Below are 17,377 nucleotides of genomic sequence, written 5' to 3' on the forward strand. Positions count from 1 at the left end.
TATTGCCAGAGGATTCGTGAGTTTATGCCCAGAATCGAGCAACGCTTTGACTATGTAAAAGTGTCTCTCGCCTCACCGGAACGCATTATCCAGTGGGGAGAGCGCACCTTGCCCAACGGTCAAGTCGTGGGTGAAGTCACAAAGCCAGAAACCATTAACTACCGCACCCTCAAGCCAGAAATGGACGGTCTCTTTTGTGAGCGCATTTTTGGGCCAGCAAAAGATTGGGAGTGTCACTGCGGTAAATACAAGCGCGTGCGGCATCGCGGCATTGTCTGCGAACGCTGTGGTGTGGAAGTCACGGAATCTCGGGTACGGCGGCACCGCATGGGCTACATTAAGCTGGCCGCCCCTGTGACCCATGTTTGGTATCTCAAGGGAATTCCCAGTTACATGGCCATTCTCCTTGACATTCCACTGCGGGATGTAGAGCAAATTGTTTATTTCAACTCCTATGTGGTGCTTAACCCCGGCAATCATCCCAACTTGACCTATAAGCAACTGCTCAGCGAAGACCAGTGGCAAGAGATCGAAGAGCAGATCTACAGCGAAGATTCCGAACTTGAAGATATTGAGGTCGGTATTGGTGCTGAGGCCATTCAACGTCTTTTACAGGATTTGGATCTGCCCGCAGAAGCAGAGCAATTGCGGGAAGAAATTCTTAACTGTAAAGGCCAGAAACGCGCCAAGCTCATTAAGCGCCTGCGGGTGATTGACAACTTTATTGCCACAGGAGCTAAGCCGGAGTGGATGGTGCTCACGGTCATTCCAGTGATTCCGCCGGATTTGCGCCCCATGGTGCAGTTAGATGGTGGACGCTTTGCCACCTCTGACCTCAATGATCTCTACCGGCGTGTGATTAACCGTAATAATCGCCTTGCCCGCTTGCAGGAAATTCTGGCACCAGAAATTATTGTCCGGAATGAAAAGCGGATGCTCCAGGAAGCCGTGGATGCACTGATTGACAATGGCCGCCGGGGTCGCACGGTGGTGGGTGCCAATAATCGCCCCCTCAAGTCCCTCTCCGATATTATTGAGGGCAAACAGGGACGCTTTCGTCAAAACCTGCTTGGAAAACGGGTGGACTACTCTGGTCGCTCGGTGATTGTGGTGGGGCCAAATCTGCAAATGCACCAGTGTGGCTTGCCCCGGGAAATGGCCATTGAATTATTCCAGCCCTTCGTGATTCATCGGCTGATTCGCCAGCAGATTGTCAATAACATTAAGGCCGCCAAGCGCATGATCCAGCGCAATGATCCGGTGATTTGGGATGTGCTCGAAGAAGTCATTGATGGGCATCCGGTGCTGCTGAACCGCGCCCCAACACTTCACCGCTTAGGGATTCAAGCCTTTGAGCCGATTCTGGTGGAGGGTCGGGCGATTCAACTGCATCCACTGGTGTGTCCGGCCTTTAACGCTGACTTTGACGGCGACCAGATGGCGGTTCACGTTCCCCTCTCCATTGAAGCCCAAGCGGAAGCACGGATGCTGATGTTGGCGTCTAACAATATCCTCTCGCCAGCAACGGGTAAGCCCATTATTACGCCTAGCCAAGATATGGTGCTCGGCTGCTATTACTTGACGGCGGAAAATCCAAAGCTACCGGACTATGGCGATCGCTACTATGCCAACTTTCAAGACGTTGTCATGGCCTACGAACAAGGCAAGTTACCGCTACACGCCTTTGTCTGGGTTCGCTACGACGGCGCTGTGGATGATGGCGATACCAGTGAGCCAACGGTGACCACCCACAGTGACGGCTCACGATTACTGGAGTACGCCCTGCGGCGGGTCAAGGAAGATGCCAATGGTCAACTCATTTCTCAGTACATCCGCACCACCCCCGGTCGTATTATCTACAACCAAACCATTCAAGAAGCCCTAGCCAGTTAATTTGGGAGACCCCATCACCATGACTGAGACGACCCCTGTTTTCTTTAACCGCATCATTGACAAAAAAGGATTGCGGAATTTAATTTCGTGGTCTTTCAGCCACTTTGGCACTGCCCGCACAGCGGAAATGGCTGACAAGATCAAGGATTTGGGTTTTCGCTATGCCACCCGCGCAGGTGTCTCCATCAGCGTTGATGACCTCTTGGTGCCGCCGAAAAAACAAGAGTTGCTCCAAGCTGCCGAAAAAGAAATCAAAACCGCTCAGGATCGCTACTCTCGCGGGGAAATTACCGAAGTAGAGCGCTTCCAAAAGGTCATTGACACTTGGAATACCACCAATGAAGAACTCAAAAACGAGGTGGTGCGTCACTTCCGGAATACAGATGTGCTCAATTCCGTCTATATGATGGCCTTTTCGGGAGCACGGGGAAATCTTTCCCAAGTCCGACAGTTGGTGGGGATGCGTGGTCTAATGGCTAACCCTCAAGGGGAAATCATTGACTTGCCGATTAAAACGAACTTTCGAGAAGGGTTGACGGTTACGGAGTACATTATCTCCTCCTACGGTGCCCGTAAGGGGCTGGTGGATACGGCTCTGCGCACGGCAGACTCAGGTTACCTGACGCGGCGACTGGTGGATGTTTCTCAGGATGTCATTATCCGTGAAGAGGACTGCGAGACTGAGCGCGGTATTACCCTGCGCAGTATGACTGTAGGCGACAAGGTGCTGGCTCTTGAAGATCGCTTGCTGGGGCGAGTGGCTCTTAAGGATGTGTGCCATCCAGAAACCGGTGAGGTTCTTGTAGCTAAAAATCAACCCATTTCTGCTGAATTAGCCAAAATTATTGTCAAAGCAGGCATTGAAGAGGTTGCGGTGCGATCGCCCCTGACCTGTGAAGCCACCGGCTCCGTCTGCCGTCTGTGCTACGGTTGGAGCCTCGCCCACGCGCAACTGGTGGATATGGGGGAAGCCGTCGGGATTATTGCCGCTCAGTCGATTGGGGAGCCTGGCACGCAGTTAACGATGCGCACGTTCCACACCGGCGGTGTATTTACTGGCGAAGTGGCGCGGCAAGAGCGATCTCCCTTTGCCGGAACGGTAGAGTATGGCAAAAAACTCCGCGTGCGTCCCTTCCGCACCCGCCATGGAGAGGATGCCTTCTTAGTGGAAACCTCCGGCAAGTTGAGTGTCAAAGCTGGACAGCGCAGCCAAGAGTTTGACCTTTCCCAAGGGTCAGTTCTCTTAGTCAAAGATGGCGAACAGGTGGCAGCGGGGCAATTGCTAGCGGAAGTTGCCCAGACCTCCCGCAGTGTGCGCAAGTCCACCGAAAAAGTCACCAAGGACGTGGCCTCTGACCTCGCAGGTCAAGTGAAGTTTGTCAATCTTGAGGCAGAAGAGAAGCGCGATCGCCAAGGCACAACCACTCGGGTTGCCCCCAAAGGAGGATTAATCTGGGTATTGTCCGGCGAAGTGTATAACCTTCCTCCCGGAGCCGAGCCTGTCGTCAAAAATGGCGACTCTATTCAGGCGGGGGCGGTGCTTGCGGAAACTACTGTTAAAACTGAACACGGTGGGGTTGTCCGCCTGCCAGAGCAGCAGGAAAGTAAAAGTGGCCGTGAAGTTGAAATTATTACCGCCTCGGTGATGCTGGACAAAGCCAAAGTGCTGAAGGAAACGCACCAAGGCCGCGAGCACTACATCATTGAAACGGCTGCGGGTCAACGCTTTTCCCTAAAGGCGGCTCCGGGTACAAAGGTGGCCAATGGCCAAGTTGTCGCGGAACTGATTGACGATCGCTACCATACGCCGACTGGCGGTATTCTCAAGTACGCCGACATTKAAGTGGCGAAAAAAGGGAAAGCCAAACAAGGCTACGAAGTGCTCAAGGGCGGCACACTCCTGTGGGTGCCCGAGGAAACCCACGAAGTGAACAAGGATATTTCCCTGCTGTTAGTGGAGGACAGCCAGTACGTAGAAGCGGGCACCGAAGTCGTCAAGGACATCTTCTGCCAAAACAGCGGCGTTGTGGAAGTCATCCAAAAAAATGACATTTTACGGGAAATTATCATTAAGCCTGGAGACCTCCACTTGGTGGATGATCCTGAAGCAGCACGACTGAAGCACGGCACCCTTGCCTATCCGGGAACTGAAATTTTGCCGGGGTTGGTTGCCGAGTTCCTCTGTCAAGTGGACTACCTTGAAGATAGCCCTGAAGGACCGGCAGTGCTCCTGCGCCCTGTGCAAGAGTTTAGCGTGCCTGATGAGCCATCGGTGCCTAGCCAAGATTCCAGTGATGCCTCTGGTCAATCTATTCGCCTGCGGGCAGTCCAACGCCTTCCCTATAAGCATGATGAGCGGGTCAAATCCGTCGACGGGGTCGATCTGCTGCGGACACAACTCGTCCTTGAAATTGGCAGCGAAGCACCACAGTTGGCGGCAGACATTGAAATTGTTGCTGACGAGTCCGACAGTGGGGCACAACGGCTACAACTGGTTATTTTGGAATCCTTGGTGATTCGGCGGGATGTGTCTGCTGACCAAACCCAAGGCAGCACCCTCACCTCCCTGCTAGTAAAAGACGGCGATCATATCGAGCCGGGGGCTGTCATTGCCCGTACGGCCATCAACGCCAAGCAGGCGGGGCAGGTACAGGGAATTCTCCGCAGTGGTGAGTCAGTCCGCCGTATTTTAGTCATTACCGAGGACGATCTCCTCCGCATTGATACCAACGGGAACCCCGTCAGCGTGCAGGTTGGCGATCTCTTACGTCCGGGAGATGAAATTGCCAAAGGGGTTGAGTGTCCTGAAACCGCTGCCGTCATGGAGGTTGCCAGCGATCACGTTGTGCTGCGGTTAGCACGCCCCTACCTTGTTTCACCGGGGGCAGTCTTGCAGATCGAAGACGGTGACTTGGTGCAGCGGGGAGATAACCTTGCCCTCTTGGTCTTTGAGCGGGCGAAAACCGGCGATATTATCCAAGGTCTGCCACGGATTGAGGAACTGTTGGAGGCTCGCCATCCCAAGGAAAAATGCATTCTAGCCATCCGCCCAGGCACCTGCCAAGTGACCTACAACAACGATGACACCGTTGATCTCAAGGTTATCGAAGAAGATGGTGCTATCCAAGAGTACCCAATGCTGCCGGGGCAAAACCCAATTGTCGTGGATGGGCAAAAAGTCAATGTTGGCGATCCGCTCACCGATGGCCCAATTGATCCCCATGACATCCTCTCTATTTACTTCGAATACTACAAACCCGAAGGCCTATTGAAAGCAGCCCAAATTAGCTTGGAAAAAGTTCAAGCCTTCTTAGTCAACGAAGTACAGTCGGTGTACCTTACCCAAGGGATTGAAATTTCCGACAAACACATCGAAGTGGTGGTGCGGCAAATGACCGCCAAGGTGCGCATCGATGATGCCGGAGATACCATCCTCATTGCTGGGGAAATGATGAGCCTGCGTCAAGCCGAGCAGGCCAATGAACCCATGGCGCTAACCGGCGGTGCCCCTGCCCAATACACCCCTGTTCTATTGGGCATTACCAAAGCCTCGCTGAATACCGATAGCTTCATTTCCGCCGCCAGTTTCCAAGAAACAACGCGGGTACTGACTGAAGCTGCCATTGAGGGTAAATCGGATTGGCTACGGGGTCTCAAGGAAAATGTGATTATTGGTCGTCTTATTCCGGCTGGCACGGGCTTCAATAGCTATGAAGACACTGCCAATGGCGAGGAAGAAGGTTTTGAGGAGAGTGAAGATCGCTCTGGTCGTAGCCACATCGTAACCCTTGAGCCTGAACCTGAACCAGTGCCGCGCCCTAGCGCAGACTTGAGCGAAGATGTGTTAATCGACGATGAAACGGCATCTCACGTTGTCCAGCAATTTACTGGCTCCCGTTCCAGTCGTGTGGCATCTAGCTACGACCTCGATGATGAGGATGAGCTGATCGGGGATGACCTCGATGACGATGACTTTGAGGATGATTATGAGGATGACGAAGACGACGATTGATGCTCATTCAGCCAAGCCGCCACGTCCCATCGGAGTAGGAAGCAATTCACGTGCGATCATTGTGGCTGGCAGGGTGGCGCTGATTCCAACGGCGCGAAAAACGCCCAAGCAGTGGCAGCGCTTGTAAACTGCCCTAGTGGTTCTTGCTTGTTCAAGTAATGGAGACTCCTTGCGGTGCAGGGAGTCTCAACATATTAGTAACTTCCCTAGCCGAGAGTTATAAACGAGAGTTCAGGACAAGGACGCGCAGGTAGGCTAGCCCTGCGTTGCTCAAACTGGCAATCAACACCCCCTGATTGCAACCACAAAAGAGTACACTAGGGACGATATTACTAATTTGTAAAACTTTACAATTTGTCACGCTTTCGCCATTGACAGGCGATCTTCAGGAGGTTCTATGGCACGAACAGAATCCACAATGCTGGCCTTGGGTACCCCAGCACCCGACTTTCAACTCCCCGATGTGGTGACCGGACAAACCATTTCCCTGGGTACCTTTGCCGAGAAAAAGGCGCTCTTGGTGATGTTTATCTGCCGCCATTGCCCCTATGTCAAACATGTCGAAAAGGAACTGGCTCGACTGGGACAGGACTACAAAGACAGTGACTTGGGTATTGTGGCGATCAGCGCCAATGATGCAGCCGCTTACCCAGATGATGCCCCCGACTCCCTCAAGGCCATGGCAATGGAATTGGGGTTTACCTTTCCCCTGTGCTACGACGAGAGTCAAGAAACTGCTAAGGCCTATACCGCGGCGTGCACCCCAGACTTCTTCCTCTTCGATGGCGATCGCAAACTAGTTTACCGTGGGCAATTAGACGATAGCCGCCCCCGCAACGATGCACCAGTGACCGGCAAAGACCTGCGGCAGGCAATTGACACTGTTTTAAGCGGTGGCACCCCCAGCGAAGATCAAAAACCAAGCCTGGGCTGTAATATCAAGTGGAAACCGGGGAACGAACCAGCCTACTACGGTTAACACTGGCGTTAGTTGATGAATGCTGGTTTGGGCATGATGAAATAGACAACGGTGGCACTTTTACACCAGCTTGTCAGTCATCACCCTACTGGTATTATCAATGCCAAGGGTTCTGCTGTGTTGACGCGACTAATTTTTGGGTGTGTGTAGTGAAAAAGCAACCTTCTCCCCTTTTGCCAATGCTGCCCGTTGAGGCTGCCCTAAAAACCGTGGCCATGGCCATCACGGCGGGGGCAATTGCCCTTGGCACCGTTGGTCTGACCGCTGCACGCGCCCAAGATACGCCCGCGCCACCAGCAGTCACCCCACCACCTGAGCCAACCCCTACCCCAGAAGCAGAACCTCCCGCCACTACGCCCACACCGGCAGTGCCACCGCCCTCTGTGAGCCAACCTGCCGCTGACGAACCCCAAGTTCTCATTGCTGAAGTGGTGGTGGAAGGGGCAACCCCCGAACTCGAGCAACTGGTCTATCAGGTGATCACCACCCGTCCGGGAGGCACTGCCACTCGCAGTCAACTCCAGCAGGACACCAACGCCATTTTTGCAACCGGTTTCTTTGCGGATGTCAATGCCCAGCCCAGCGACACACCTCTTGGGGTACGCATTACATTTGTGGTGCGCCCCTATCCTATTTTGCGTGCTGTTCAGGTAGCCGGGAACCAAGTCCTCAGCCAAGAGCGCGTCAGTGAAATTTTTGCCCCTCAAGTGGGTCGCAATATTAACCTGAAGCAATTGCAAGAAGGCATTGAGCAAATTAATGCCTTTTACAAAGACAATGGCTATATTTTGGGTCAGGTCGTGGGTACCCCCCAAGTGGATCCCGATGGCGTCGTCACGCTACAGGTGGCCGAAGGGGTGGTCGAAGCAGTAACCTACCGCTTTCTGAATAAAGATGGCGAACCCACACGCCAGCACACCCGAGATTTTGTCATCAGCCGCGAAATGGACACCCAGCCCGGTGTGGTTTTGAACCAAAATGTTGTCCAAGGGGATTTGCGCCGTTTATTTGAACTCGGCTTATTTGAAGATGTACAGGTTGCTCTCGAGCCTGGTCAAGACCCGCGCAAAGTTAATCTGATCCTCAACTTCAAAGAACGCAACACCGGTAGCATTTCCGCTGGGGCAGGCTATAGTTCAGCATCGGGGTTGTTTGGTACCGTAGCCTTCCAGCAAAATAACCTCTTTGGCCGCAACTGGAAGTTTAGCGTTGAGGCACAGGGGGGTACCGAAGGGGAATTCCTGTTTGATGTGAATTTTACCGATCCTTGGATTAAAGGGGATCCCTATCGCACCTCCTATACCGTTAGTGCCTTCAACCGCTTAACTGTTCCCTATACCTTTAGTAATGGCCCAATTAATGTCCCTCTGTCCAACGGTGATCTTCCCCGAATTAACCGTTTGGGGTCAGCCATCTTCTTTACTCGCCCCTTTACTAAGGATCGGGATTTGGTGCGCACCGCTTGGACTGGCTCGGTGGGGCTACAGTACCAGCGGGTCACCTCGATGGATGGGGGCTTCGTTCGCTTTGACACAGATACGTTGGGAAATTGCTTAACCTTTCCGGATAATGGGGTTTGCCGCGGCTTTAACGACCTCTTTACAGTGCAAGCAGCCATTTTGCGAGATTTACGCAATGACGTGCTGCGACCCACCAGTGGCCAAGTCATTCGCTTGGGGGTAGATCAGTCGCTGCCGCTGGGGGCAGGCAATATTTTGATGAGCCGTGTCCGTGGTAGCTACAGCTTTTATATTCCTGTGAATTTCTTGAGAATTGAGGGGCCGCAAACCCTCGCATTTAACATCCAAGCAGGGAATATCTTCGGTGATTTACCCCCCTACGAGTCCTTTACGATTGGTGGGGCAAACTCGGTGCGTGGCTGGGAAGAGGGAGCCATTGGATCGGGGCGTGCCTTTGTGCAGGGCACCGTGGAGTATCGCTTTCCCATTTTCAATATTGTGGGTGGTGCCCTATTTTTTGATGGTGCCAGTTTGCTAGGCACCCAGTCCAGTGTGCCCGGTCAACCCGGCATTGTGCGGGGCAAACCCGGTGAAGGCTTAGGCTATGGTGCAGGTCTGCGGGTCAACACTCCCTTGGGGAATGTGCGGGTGGACTTCGGCTGGAACAATGAAGGGGGAAATGCGTTTAGTTTCGGCATTGGTGAACGCTTCTAGGAGGAATGAAGATGCACACTGCACCATTGCCAACTGCGGTTGACTCGTCCTGCCAACACACCTTGGCGGCACCCCAGCACTGGTCAGGGGTTGGCTTGCACTCTGGGTGTGAGGTTAGCGTCACCCTGCAGCCAGCCCCAGCCAACAGCGGTCGCTGCTTTGTACGGGTAGATTTACCTCAGCACCCCAAGATTCCTGCCCGGATTGACCACGTACAATCGACACAATTGGCCACAGAGCTGGTAGGCGCTGGCGCAAGTGTTCGCACGGTGGAGCACTTACTCGCAGCACTGGCGATCGCCGGTGTGGACAACGTCGTCATTGAAGTGTCAGGGGCGGAAGTTCCTGTCCTCGATGGCTCAGCGCAACCATGGCTGGATGGCATACTCGCTGTGGGGCTGGCGGCACAGGAGGCACAGCGTCCCTGTGGTGCGCTCAGAGAACCCATTACCCTTTACGAGGGCGACGCCTTTGTCAGTGCTGTGCCTGCTCCCGCAACCCGGGTAAGCTACGGGATTGACTTTGCCTATGCAGCCATTGGTCGTCAGTGGTGTAGCTTTAGCCCTGCCGAGCTAGCAACAGAGATTGCCCCCGCGCGTACCTTTGGCTTTGCTGAGCAGGTGGAGTATTTGCGTGCCCAAGGCTTGATTCAAGGCGGGAGTTTAGACAATGCCCTTGTGTGCAGTGCAACAGGATGGCTCAATCCACCACTACGGTTTGCCGATGAGCCAGTGCGTCACAAGCTACTAGACTTCTGGGGAGATTTGGCTCTTTTGGGGGTTCCCCCCACTGCCCATTACGTAGCCTACAAAGCCAGCCATCACCTGCATACTCAACTGGCAAGGGCGATCGCCCCCCGTCTGTCCCCAGCTAGCACCCATTCTCGCCTATGATTTGTTTATCCCTCATTGCCAATCCGACTGTCTATGGCCACCTTGACCGAATTGCCTCCCACCTCGCCCGTCCTGAGTGTTACCGACCTGCAACAGTTACTCCCCCACCGTTATCCCTTTCTCCTTGTGGATCGGGTGATTGACTATGTCCCCCAAAAGTATGCCGTGGGGCTGAAGAACGTAACCATCAACGAACCATTTTTTCAGGGGCATTTTCCGGGTCGCCCTATTATGCCGGGGGTGTTAATTGTCGAAGCCCTTGCCCAAGTGGGGGGGGTGGTGCTGATGCAAATGGACTGGGCGAAAGATAAGCTCTCAGTCTTCGCGGGAATTGATAAGGTGCGTTTTCGGCGACCGGTTGTGCCGGGGGATCAGTTAATTCTGCGCGCAGACTTGCTCGTGGTGAAGCAGCAGCGTATCGGCAAAATGCAAGGCCGTGCTGAAGTCAATGGCCAATTGGTATGTGAAGGCGAGATGATGTTCTCCCTTGTGGACTAGTCAGAACAAATGATGCAAACGCTGATCCATCCTACTGCCGTTATTCACCCCAACGCTGAACTGGATCCTACCGTCCAAGTGGGTCCCTATGCGGTTATTGGCGAGCAGGTGCGAGTGGGGGCGCATACGCAAATTGGCGCGCACGTGATTATTGAAGGCCCAACGGATGTAGGGGTGGGAAACCGCATCTTTCCGGGGGCAGTGATTGGCACTATCTCGCAGGATCAAAAATATACTGGCGCAAACAGTGCCCTGCGGATTGGGGATTACAACACGATTCGCGAGTATGTGACCATTAACCGTGCCAATGGCGAGGGGGATGCAACGATCATTGGCAATCATAACTTGCTGTTGGCCTACGTTCATGTCGCCCACGACTGCGTCATTGAAGATCAGGTCGTGATTACCAACGCAGCCTCTATCGCTGGTCACGTCTGCATTGAATCCAAAGCCCGCATTGGTGGCATGGTGGGGATTCATCAGTTTGTCCACATTGGCCGGTTGGCGATGGTGGGAGCAATGGCACGGGTAGATCGGGATGTCCCCCCCTATATGCTTGTGGAGGGTCACCCTGCCCGGGTGCGTGCCCTCAACCAAGTGGGACTGCGGCGGTCTGGGGKGAGTGACAGTGAGATGCGAGATCTCAAAGAGGCGTTTCGTATTCTTTACCGTCGGGATTTACCCTTGACAGAGGCGATCGCCCAGTTAGGGATGCTCCCACCCTCTGAACACTTAGATCATTTGCAGCGGTTTTTAACCTATGCCCGCGAAGAAGGGCGGCGCGGCTTAACCCCCAGTGGGCGCTCCACCCTAGACTAGCTGGATGCTGTTTGCTGATCCCATGCCCGCTGTTGTCCTTGTCCATCCGCAAATTCCACCAAATACAGGTAATATTGCCCGCACCTGCGCAGCGACTCAGACCCCCTTGCACCTGATTGAGCCGTTGGGGTTTGAACTGAGCGATCGCTACCTCAAGCGTGCCGGTCTCGACTATTGGCCCTACGTGGAACTCTATTGCCACACGGGTTGGGACACCTTTTTGCAAACACATCAATCCTCCATGGGCGGGCGACTCATCGCCTTTGAACCGGCGGCGGAAACCCTCTACTGGGATTTTCGGTTTGCTCCCACCGATTGGCTGGTGTTTGGCAGCGAACCCGATGGCATTCCTGAAGCCGTCTTGCAGACCTGCGATGCCTATCTCACGATTCCCATGTGGCAATCTGCCGTGCGAAGCTTAAACCTCTCTGCCTCGGTGGCGATCGCCTTGATGGAAGCCTACCGCCAACTCCATCAGCACCACGCAGGGAATTTCCCCCCCAAGTCGCTACACTAATCCTTGAGTCCTCATATCTATAGAAAATACCCCATGACCAACTCTCCTACCCCAGATGCCAAGCCGAGCTACGTCAAATTAGCCATGCGCAATATGGTACGCAAGGGCGGTAAATCTCTGACCCACTTTGCCCTTACGAGCTTGGGGTTACTGGCAGTGCTCGTCAGCTTATCCTATCTCACCCGCTAAGCATGAGCGTAACCGTCTATGTAGAAGTGCATCAGCCCCTGCCGGGGATTGATCTGGCGGCATTGCCTTGGCAGCAGTGGCTACAGATATGGCTACACATGGTGGAACCCGCGAGTGCCCGCAGCTATGAACTAACACTGCGCTTTACATCGGATCAAGCAATTCAACGCCTCAACCACCAGTTTCGCCATCGCGACCAACCCACCGATGTTCTGGCCTTTGCCACAAGGGATGAGGGGGTATCCCTCGCCCCTGGGGAACCTGAGTACCTCGGAGATGTCATTATTTCTGTGGAGACTGCTATCCAACAGGCTCAGGTAGGTCAGCMCCCGCCACTTAGCGAAGTGGCATGGTTGGCCTCTCATGGTTTGTTACACCTCTTAGGCTGGGATCACCCAGATGCAACACAGTTAGCAGCCATGCTGGCACAACAAGCGCAGTGCTTGCAGGCAGTGGGTTTAGCGCCTCCACCCTTGATCTTCTCTGGAGATTACGTTCATGATGATCAAACGAAAGGGGGATGAGTGTGCTTAAATAGTTAGCGTTTACATAGCAGGTTTTTAACTTTTTTTTGTTAGGGTGTGTGAACTATGGCCTGTTTCCCTGTTGTCCTAGAGAGCATCCTAGAGTGAGAGGGGTATGGTGAGTACCTCTGTCAGCTTCTGTTCTTGCTGCCATAGGCTGTGGGGTTGGTTTCTTTAGCACCGGTGTGATGGATAAGGGTATGACACAAAAATTACTTGCGGCCTACGCAGAAAAAACGAGTGGAACACTACACCTGCGACAGCGCTCCTATCGGGTGGCTACGTCTTTAATGAGTAGTTTCCGCTATGCGTGGGCAGGGGTGCAGTATGCATTCCAAACTCAGCGGAATTTCCGGATTCACACCGCTATTGCCGTGACGGCGATCGCCCTTGGTAGCCTTCTAAGGTTGTCACCGGTGGAACTGGCAGTCATTATCCTCACAATTGCCGTTGTGATGGGCTTAGAACTCATCAATACCGCCCTAGAGGCAGTGGTGGATCTCACGGTTGGCAAGGAGTACCATGACCTCGCCCGTATTGCCAAAGACTGTGCTGCAGGTGCTGTCCTTGTGGGCGCTACCGCCGCACTAGCGGTTGCCGCCGCCTTAATTTTACCGCCCTTGGTCTATCCTGTTTTGGGAACGCTGTTTTAGGGTTGAACTCTCGTTGACATCCTCCCCGCCATAAGCAGCGGGGATTCCCAAGCCTCACGACTTAGGTTTCTGCTTCTTTCCATTGCTGGACTTGCGCAACTGCCCTTTGAGCGTGTGCTCATCAGGTCTTACGTTAGCTCCACAGACTGACACCGTGTGTCCCACGGCCAACATGTTTATCGCTGCATTCATATCTCGGTCATGGTGGACTCCACAGTTGGGACAATCCCACTCCCGCACAGGCAACGGCAATCGTTTGGTTTTCACGGATGAGCCGCGTCGTTACCCTGTGCAGATGGTCTTGTCTGGCGTTGGCAATCTGTTGGTGGATTCGAGCAAGGTTAAGTCGTGCTTTTTCTCGATTGCGAGACCCCTTTTGCTTGCGACTCAATGCCTTTTGTGCCCGTCGCAGTTGTTTGTCTCGCTGGTCAAGATGCTTGGGATTGGCAACCTTTTCGACTGTACTCAGGGTGATGAGGCTGCTAATCCCTGCATCCAAGCCTACAGCGTTAGTGGAAGGTGGCAAGGTCAAATCGCGCGGGTCGTCAAACGGCAGGCTGATGTACCACTGCCCCGCAGCATTCAATCGGATGGTAACGGTGGATGGCTCAACACCGTCTGGTAATGACCTAGACCACGGGATATTCAATGGCTCGGAGCACTTTGCCAGAACCACCTTGCCGTCTTTCCACCTGAAGGCAGACTTAGTAAATTCTGCACTACCGCCGTTGCGCTTCTTTTTGAAGTTGGGATATTTCGCCCGCCCTGCAAAGAAGTTGCTGAAAGCGGATTGCAGATGCCTCAATCCTTGCTACAAAGGAACGCTGCTGACCTCGTTGAGAAATTGCAGGTCATCCTGCTTTTTCCACGCCGTCAACAAAGCAGAGCTTTGAACATAATCAATTCGCTCTTGTCGTTCATACCAAGCTTCAGTCCTTGCCGCTAGCGCACGGTGATACATCAAGCGCACACAACCCAGCGTTCGACGCAGGAGCGATTCCTGTTCGGCAGTGGGATAGAAGCGGTAGCTGTAAGCTTTTTCCATGTCCTACATTCATTATATTGTAAAATATTGTAAACTCTGTGAGACTAGTACCCCTGTACGGCAACTTCGGAGGCATCGAGCCTCGCTCAGTTGCCGCTCCTGTCCCTCCCTGCCCTAAAACGGCAGGGTTTCTTGGAGGTAGTGATGAACGAGCCTGAGGAATTGTCCCCCCAGTTTGGTTGGTCTCGCTACGCAGAGCGAATGAACGGACGCTTTGCTATGGTAGGGTTTGTGGCACTATTAGTGCTGGAACTGCTGACACGCCAAGATTTTTTTACGTGGTTAGGCCTGCGTTAGATCAGGTGAGCCGCTGCTTGCCATTGGCCATGGGAAACTGCTGGAGGAGGGCATGACGGCAACGCTGCGCTTAAGTGAGGTCTGCCGGCGATTTCACCCATCCGGAGGTATTGGGCCTATTTCCTTAACCGTTCCTGCGGGGGAACTATGGGTGATTGTGGGTCCCTCTGGCTGTGGTAAGTCCACTCTTTTGCGCCTAATTGCGGGTCTTGAGCAGCCCACCAGCGGTCAGATCTATATTGGCGATCGCTGCGTGAATGACCTCAGTGGTCGCGATCGCGATGTGGCGATGGTGTTCCAGAACTATGCGCTTTATCCCCACATGAGCGTCGCTGAAAACCTTGGCTTTGGCCTAAAGATGCGGGGCGCAGACGCAACGACGCGGCAGCAGCGGGTGCAGCAGGTGGCCACAATGCTGGGCATTGACTCACTCTTGCAGCGCAAACCCCGTCAACTTTCCGGCGGCCAACAACAGCGGGTCGCTTTAGGTCGAGCACTGGCGCGATCGCCCCAAATTTTTTTACTGGATGAACCGCTTTCTAATCTTGATGCCCAACTGCGGGAGGACACCCGCGCTGAGTTAAAGCAGTTGCACCAGCGGCTGGGGATTACCACCCTGTACGTCACCCATGACCAAGTGGAAGCCATGACCTTGGGGGATCAGCTAGTTGTCCTAGATCGCGGACAGATACAGCAGATTGGCACTGCCGCCAGCCTGTACGAACAACCCGCCAATACGATGGTGGCGCGGTTCTTGGGCAGTCCACCCATGAATTTGTTGTCGGCGCGTTGGCATGACCAAACCCTGTGGGTTAAGGATCAACAATTGCCGTGCCCCGCCCTCTATAAACCACTGCTTCAGCCCAACCAAGCCCTCGTGGTTGGCCTACGCCCAGAGCACTTGCAGCCTCAGCCCTTTGAGCACAAAGAAGGTCTAGGGGCGATCGCCACCCTTGTTGAACCCTTAGGACGAGAAGCAATTGTTCGCTGCCAACTGCTAGAAAGCGAGTTGGAGCTACTGTGGCTTGCCCCTAGGGGGTGGATTCCCCAACTGGGCGATCGCCTGCGCTTTACGGTTGCCGACCCCCACCTATACCTCTTTGATGCCACCACTGGTAGGTCACTCAATCGGACAACTCCCTGAAAATTGAGCCTGACCCTTACCCAAGATTGGACGGTTCGCTTAGAATACAACTAGGATTCTGTAAAATTTCGTAACTTATGCGGCCACCCCGTCCATGACTTCGGTAACTTCTCTTTTTTCGCCCGTTGAAGCAGACCTCTGTGTACTGACACAGAACCTCAAAGCACTTATTGGGGCGCAACACGCTGTACTGTCCGCCGCCGCCGAACACCTCTTTGCTGCCAATGGGAAGCGAATCCGTCCTGCCATTGTCTTTTTGGTTTCGCGCGCCACCCTACCGGATCACACCATTACGGCGCGTCACTGCCGCCTTGCGGAAATTACAGAAATGATCCACACCGCCAGCCTATTTCATGACGATGTTGTCGATCAGGCACAACTGCGGCGAGGGGTACCCACGGTCAACAGTGTCTTTGGCAATCGGGTTGCCATTCAAGCCGGAGACTTCCTCTTTGCCCAAGCCTCATGGTACCTTGCTGACCTCGATAACCTAGAAGTTGTGAAACTGCTGTCACAGGTGATCAAAGACTTTGCTGAAGGGGAAATTCGCCAAGGGTTTAACCGTTTTGATACGAGCCTCACCTTTGACGACTATCTTCTAAAGACCTACTACAAAACCGCCTCCCTCATTGCCAACAGTGCCAAAGCAGCAGCCGTACTGAGTGAAGCACCCGCCGCCACCATCGAAGCCATGTACACCTACGGCAAAAACTTGGGATTAGCCTTCCAAATTGTGGATGACATTCTTGACTTTACCCGCTCCACCACAGAGCTGGGGAAACCCGCTGGCTCCGATTTGCGGGACGGTAACTTGACAGCACCCGTTTTATTTGCCCTGCCGCGGGCACCTTACCTACACACCCTCATTGAGCGCGAATTTAGTGAAGAGGGGGATCTCGATACCGCCCTTACCCTAGTGCGCCAAAGTGGTGCCATTGAAGAAGCTCGCGACCTCGCCAAACAGTACGCTAAGGCTGCCCTGCCTGCCCTTGAGGTGCTGCCCCCGTCTGAACCGCGTCACGCCCTTAGTCAGTTAACCGACTATGTGCTGGAGCGGTTGTACTAAGGTTGCAGGGATCTAGAGCTAGCCAAGGCCTGTTTTCAGGGCAGGGGCGAAAGCTAATCCGATACAATAGGGAGTGCCCTCTCACCGTTAGCCCATGGGTTCCTCCATCACTGAACCATCCCCCCCATCTCGTTGGCAGTCCCTAAAGGCCAATATTCTGATCATTGTGATGGCTGTACTGCTGACCCTACTGGTGCGTTTTTTTGTGGCGGAGTCGCGGTTTATTCCCTCGGAGTCAATGGAGCCAACCCTCTGGCCAGGCGATCGCATTGTGGTTGAAAAAATTACTTACCGCCACCGACCGCCCCAGATAGGGGATATTGTTGTCTTTTATGCGCCACCTTTATTGCAAACTATGGGCTACAGTCGCGATCAAGCCCTCATTAAGCGAGTTATTGCCACGGCGGGGGATACAGTCGCGGTAGAGAATGGTCAAGTATGGGTGAACCATCAGCCCCTGCAAGAACCCTACATCGCAGAGCCGCCCGTTTATACCATGCCCCCCCTCACTGTGCCAGCCAACACCCTCTTCGTCATGGGTGATAATCGCAATCATAGTAATGACTCGCACATCTGGGGGGTTTTACCTGTCGAGAATGTCATTGGTCGGGCGATCGCCTGCTACTGGCCGTTCAACCACGCGGGAGCCCTGTCCTAGCGCAGCGCTCCAACGC

18 protein-coding genes are annotated in these 17,377 nt (G+C 53.9%); 15 read left to right on the plus strand and 3 right to left on the minus strand.

Going from position 1 to position 17,377, the window contains the following annotated elements; all coding sequences use genetic code 11:
• Window positions 1-24: 24 nt before the first annotated feature.
• The 11 genes from L5470_RS03800 to L5470_RS03850 all read left to right on the plus strand — a co-directional run bounded on the left by L5470_RS03800 (window position 25) and on the right by L5470_RS03850 (window position 13,151).
• Window positions 25-1,893 carry a DNA-directed RNA polymerase subunit gamma gene (locus tag L5470_RS03800; protein WP_099798849.1) on the plus strand — a complete coding sequence of 623 codons (1,869 nt, stop codon included), beginning with the start codon at window positions 25-27 and terminating at the stop codon, window positions 1,891-1,893.
• A gap of 13 nt (window positions 1,894-1,906) precedes the next feature.
• Window positions 1,907-5,905, plus strand: coding sequence for a DNA-directed RNA polymerase subunit beta'' (locus tag L5470_RS03805; RefSeq protein WP_499498338.1), 3,999 nt, complete (start codon window positions 1,907-1,909; stop codon window positions 5,903-5,905).
• A gap of 397 nt (window positions 5,906-6,302) precedes the next feature.
• Window positions 6,303-6,884, plus strand: a complete 582-nt coding sequence (locus tag L5470_RS03810; RefSeq protein WP_099798851.1) for a thioredoxin family protein — start codon at window positions 6,303-6,305, stop codon at window positions 6,882-6,884.
• Between the two features lie 149 nt (window positions 6,885-7,033).
• On the plus strand, window positions 7,034-9,058 hold the full coding sequence (locus L5470_RS03815) for a BamA/TamA family outer membrane protein (RefSeq protein ID WP_499498259.1): 2,025 nt from the start codon (window positions 7,034-7,036) through the stop codon (window positions 9,056-9,058).
• Between the two features lie 11 nt (window positions 9,059-9,069).
• Complete coding sequence (gene lpxC / locus L5470_RS03820) at window positions 9,070-9,951, plus strand: UDP-3-O-acyl-N-acetylglucosamine deacetylase (protein ID WP_448527719.1); 882 nt, start codon at window positions 9,070-9,072, stop codon at window positions 9,949-9,951.
• A gap of 33 nt (window positions 9,952-9,984) precedes the next feature.
• Entirely contained in the window at window positions 9,985-10,449 is a 465-nt protein-coding gene (gene fabZ, locus L5470_RS03825; protein WP_099798853.1) for a 3-hydroxyacyl-ACP dehydratase FabZ, read from the plus strand.
• Between the two features lie 12 nt (window positions 10,450-10,461).
• Window positions 10,462-11,268 carry an acyl-ACP--UDP-N-acetylglucosamine O-acyltransferase gene (lpxA, locus tag L5470_RS03830; RefSeq protein WP_499498340.1) on the plus strand — a complete coding sequence of 269 codons (807 nt, stop codon included), beginning with the start codon at window positions 10,462-10,464 and terminating at the stop codon, window positions 11,266-11,268.
• 22 nt (window positions 11,269-11,290) lie between these two features.
• Window positions 11,291-11,785, plus strand: a complete 495-nt coding sequence (locus L5470_RS03835; protein WP_448514127.1) for a tRNA (cytidine(34)-2'-O)-methyltransferase — start codon at window positions 11,291-11,293, stop codon at window positions 11,783-11,785.
• Between the two features lie 33 nt (window positions 11,786-11,818).
• On the plus strand, window positions 11,819-11,974 hold the full coding sequence (locus tag L5470_RS03840) for a DUF3285 domain-containing protein (protein WP_099798855.1): 156 nt from the start codon (window positions 11,819-11,821) through the stop codon (window positions 11,972-11,974).
• Between the two features lie 2 nt (window positions 11,975-11,976).
• The gene (gene ybeY, locus L5470_RS03845; protein WP_499498263.1) at window positions 11,977-12,498 is read left to right on the plus strand and encodes an rRNA maturation RNase YbeY; all 522 of its coding nucleotides are present in this window, start codon (window positions 11,977-11,979) and stop codon (window positions 12,496-12,498) included.
• A gap of 200 nt (window positions 12,499-12,698) precedes the next feature.
• Window positions 12,699-13,151 (plus strand): diacylglycerol kinase family protein, encoded by a 453-nt coding sequence (locus L5470_RS03850; protein ID WP_448525890.1) that lies wholly within the window; start codon window positions 12,699-12,701, stop codon window positions 13,149-13,151.
• A gap of 54 nt (window positions 13,152-13,205) precedes the next feature.
• Here L5470_RS03850 and L5470_RS03855 read toward each other — a convergent pair whose 3' ends face one another.
• From L5470_RS03855 to L5470_RS03865, 3 genes are read right to left on the minus strand one after another with little or no spacing between them, the layout of a single operon-like run.
• Entirely contained in the window at window positions 13,206-13,418 is a 213-nt protein-coding gene (locus L5470_RS03855) for a zinc ribbon domain-containing protein (protein WP_227517514.1), read from the minus strand.
• Window positions 13,351-13,956 carry an RNA-guided endonuclease InsQ/TnpB family protein gene (locus tag L5470_RS03860; protein ID WP_499498266.1) on the minus strand — a complete coding sequence of 202 codons (606 nt, stop codon included), beginning with the start codon at window positions 13,954-13,956 and terminating at the stop codon, window positions 13,351-13,353. Before L5470_RS03860 ends, L5470_RS03855 begins: the two co-directional genes overlap by 68 nt.
• 6 nt (window positions 13,957-13,962) lie before the next feature.
• The gene (locus tag L5470_RS03865) at window positions 13,963-14,196 is read right to left on the minus strand and encodes a helix-turn-helix domain-containing protein (protein WP_227517516.1); all 234 of its coding nucleotides are present in this window, start codon (window positions 14,194-14,196) and stop codon (window positions 13,963-13,965) included.
• Window positions 14,197-14,340: 144 nt separating this feature from the next.
• Here L5470_RS03865 and L5470_RS03870 point away from each other — a divergent pair, with 144 nt between their 5' ends.
• The 4 genes from L5470_RS03870 (at window position 14,341) to lepB (ending at window position 17,361) form a co-directional block, all read left to right on the plus strand.
• Window positions 14,341-14,493: a CAB/ELIP/HLIP family chlorophyll-binding protein gene (locus L5470_RS03870; protein ID WP_448527112.1), complete on the plus strand. Its 153-nt coding sequence runs from the start codon at window positions 14,341-14,343 to the stop codon at window positions 14,491-14,493.
• A gap of 52 nt (window positions 14,494-14,545) precedes the next feature.
• Entirely contained in the window at window positions 14,546-15,637 is a 1,092-nt protein-coding gene (locus L5470_RS03875) for an ABC transporter ATP-binding protein (RefSeq protein ID WP_099798094.1), read from the plus strand.
• Window positions 15,638-15,731: 94 nt separating this feature from the next.
• Complete coding sequence (sds, locus tag L5470_RS03880) at window positions 15,732-16,703, plus strand: solanesyl diphosphate synthase (protein ID WP_099798096.1); 972 nt, start codon at window positions 15,732-15,734, stop codon at window positions 16,701-16,703.
• Between the two features lie 94 nt (window positions 16,704-16,797).
• Window positions 16,798-17,361 (plus strand): signal peptidase I, encoded by a 564-nt coding sequence (gene lepB / locus L5470_RS03885; protein ID WP_099798098.1) that lies wholly within the window; start codon window positions 16,798-16,800, stop codon window positions 17,359-17,361.
• Window positions 17,362-17,377 lie beyond the last annotated feature (16 nt).

The organism is Synechococcus sp. PCC 6717, assembly GCF_022698185.1.
GTDB lineage: Bacteria > Cyanobacteriota > Cyanobacteriia > Thermosynechococcales > Thermosynechococcaceae > Thermosynechococcus > Thermosynechococcus lividus.

What these genes read in the sequence shown, in the direction of transcription:
- L5470_RS03800 (WP_099798849.1), top strand. Translation starts at nt 25, where the DNA reads ATGCCCAGAATCGAGCAACGCTTTGACTATGTAAAAGTGTCTCTCGCC.
- L5470_RS03810 (WP_099798851.1), top strand. Translation starts at nt 6,303, where the DNA reads ATGGCACGAACAGAATCCACAATGCTGGCCTTGGGTACCCCAGCACCC.
- lpxC (WP_448527719.1), top strand. Translation starts at nt 9,070, where the DNA reads ATGCACACTGCACCATTGCCAACTGCGGTTGACTCGTCCTGCCAACAC.
- fabZ (WP_099798853.1), top strand. Translation starts at nt 9,985, where the DNA reads ATGGCCACCTTGACCGAATTGCCTCCCACCTCGCCCGTCCTGAGTGTT.
- L5470_RS03835 (WP_448514127.1), top strand. Translation starts at nt 11,291, where the DNA reads ATGCCCGCTGTTGTCCTTGTCCATCCGCAAATTCCACCAAATACAGGT.
- L5470_RS03840 (WP_099798855.1), top strand. Translation starts at nt 11,819, where the DNA reads ATGACCAACTCTCCTACCCCAGATGCCAAGCCGAGCTACGTCAAATTA.
- L5470_RS03850 (WP_448525890.1), top strand. Translation starts at nt 12,699, where the DNA reads ATGACACAAAAATTACTTGCGGCCTACGCAGAAAAAACGAGTGGAACA.
- L5470_RS03865 (WP_227517516.1), bottom strand. Translation starts at nt 14,196, where the DNA reads ATGGAAAAAGCTTACAGCTACCGCTTCTATCCCACTGCCGAACAGGAA.
- L5470_RS03870 (WP_448527112.1), top strand. Translation starts at nt 14,341, where the DNA reads ATGAACGAGCCTGAGGAATTGTCCCCCCAGTTTGGTTGGTCTCGCTAC.
- L5470_RS03875 (WP_099798094.1), top strand. Translation starts at nt 14,546, where the DNA reads ATGACGGCAACGCTGCGCTTAAGTGAGGTCTGCCGGCGATTTCACCCA.
- sds (WP_099798096.1), top strand. Translation starts at nt 15,732, where the DNA reads ATGACTTCGGTAACTTCTCTTTTTTCGCCCGTTGAAGCAGACCTCTGT.
- lepB (WP_099798098.1), top strand. Translation starts at nt 16,798, where the DNA reads ATGGGTTCCTCCATCACTGAACCATCCCCCCCATCTCGTTGGCAGTCC.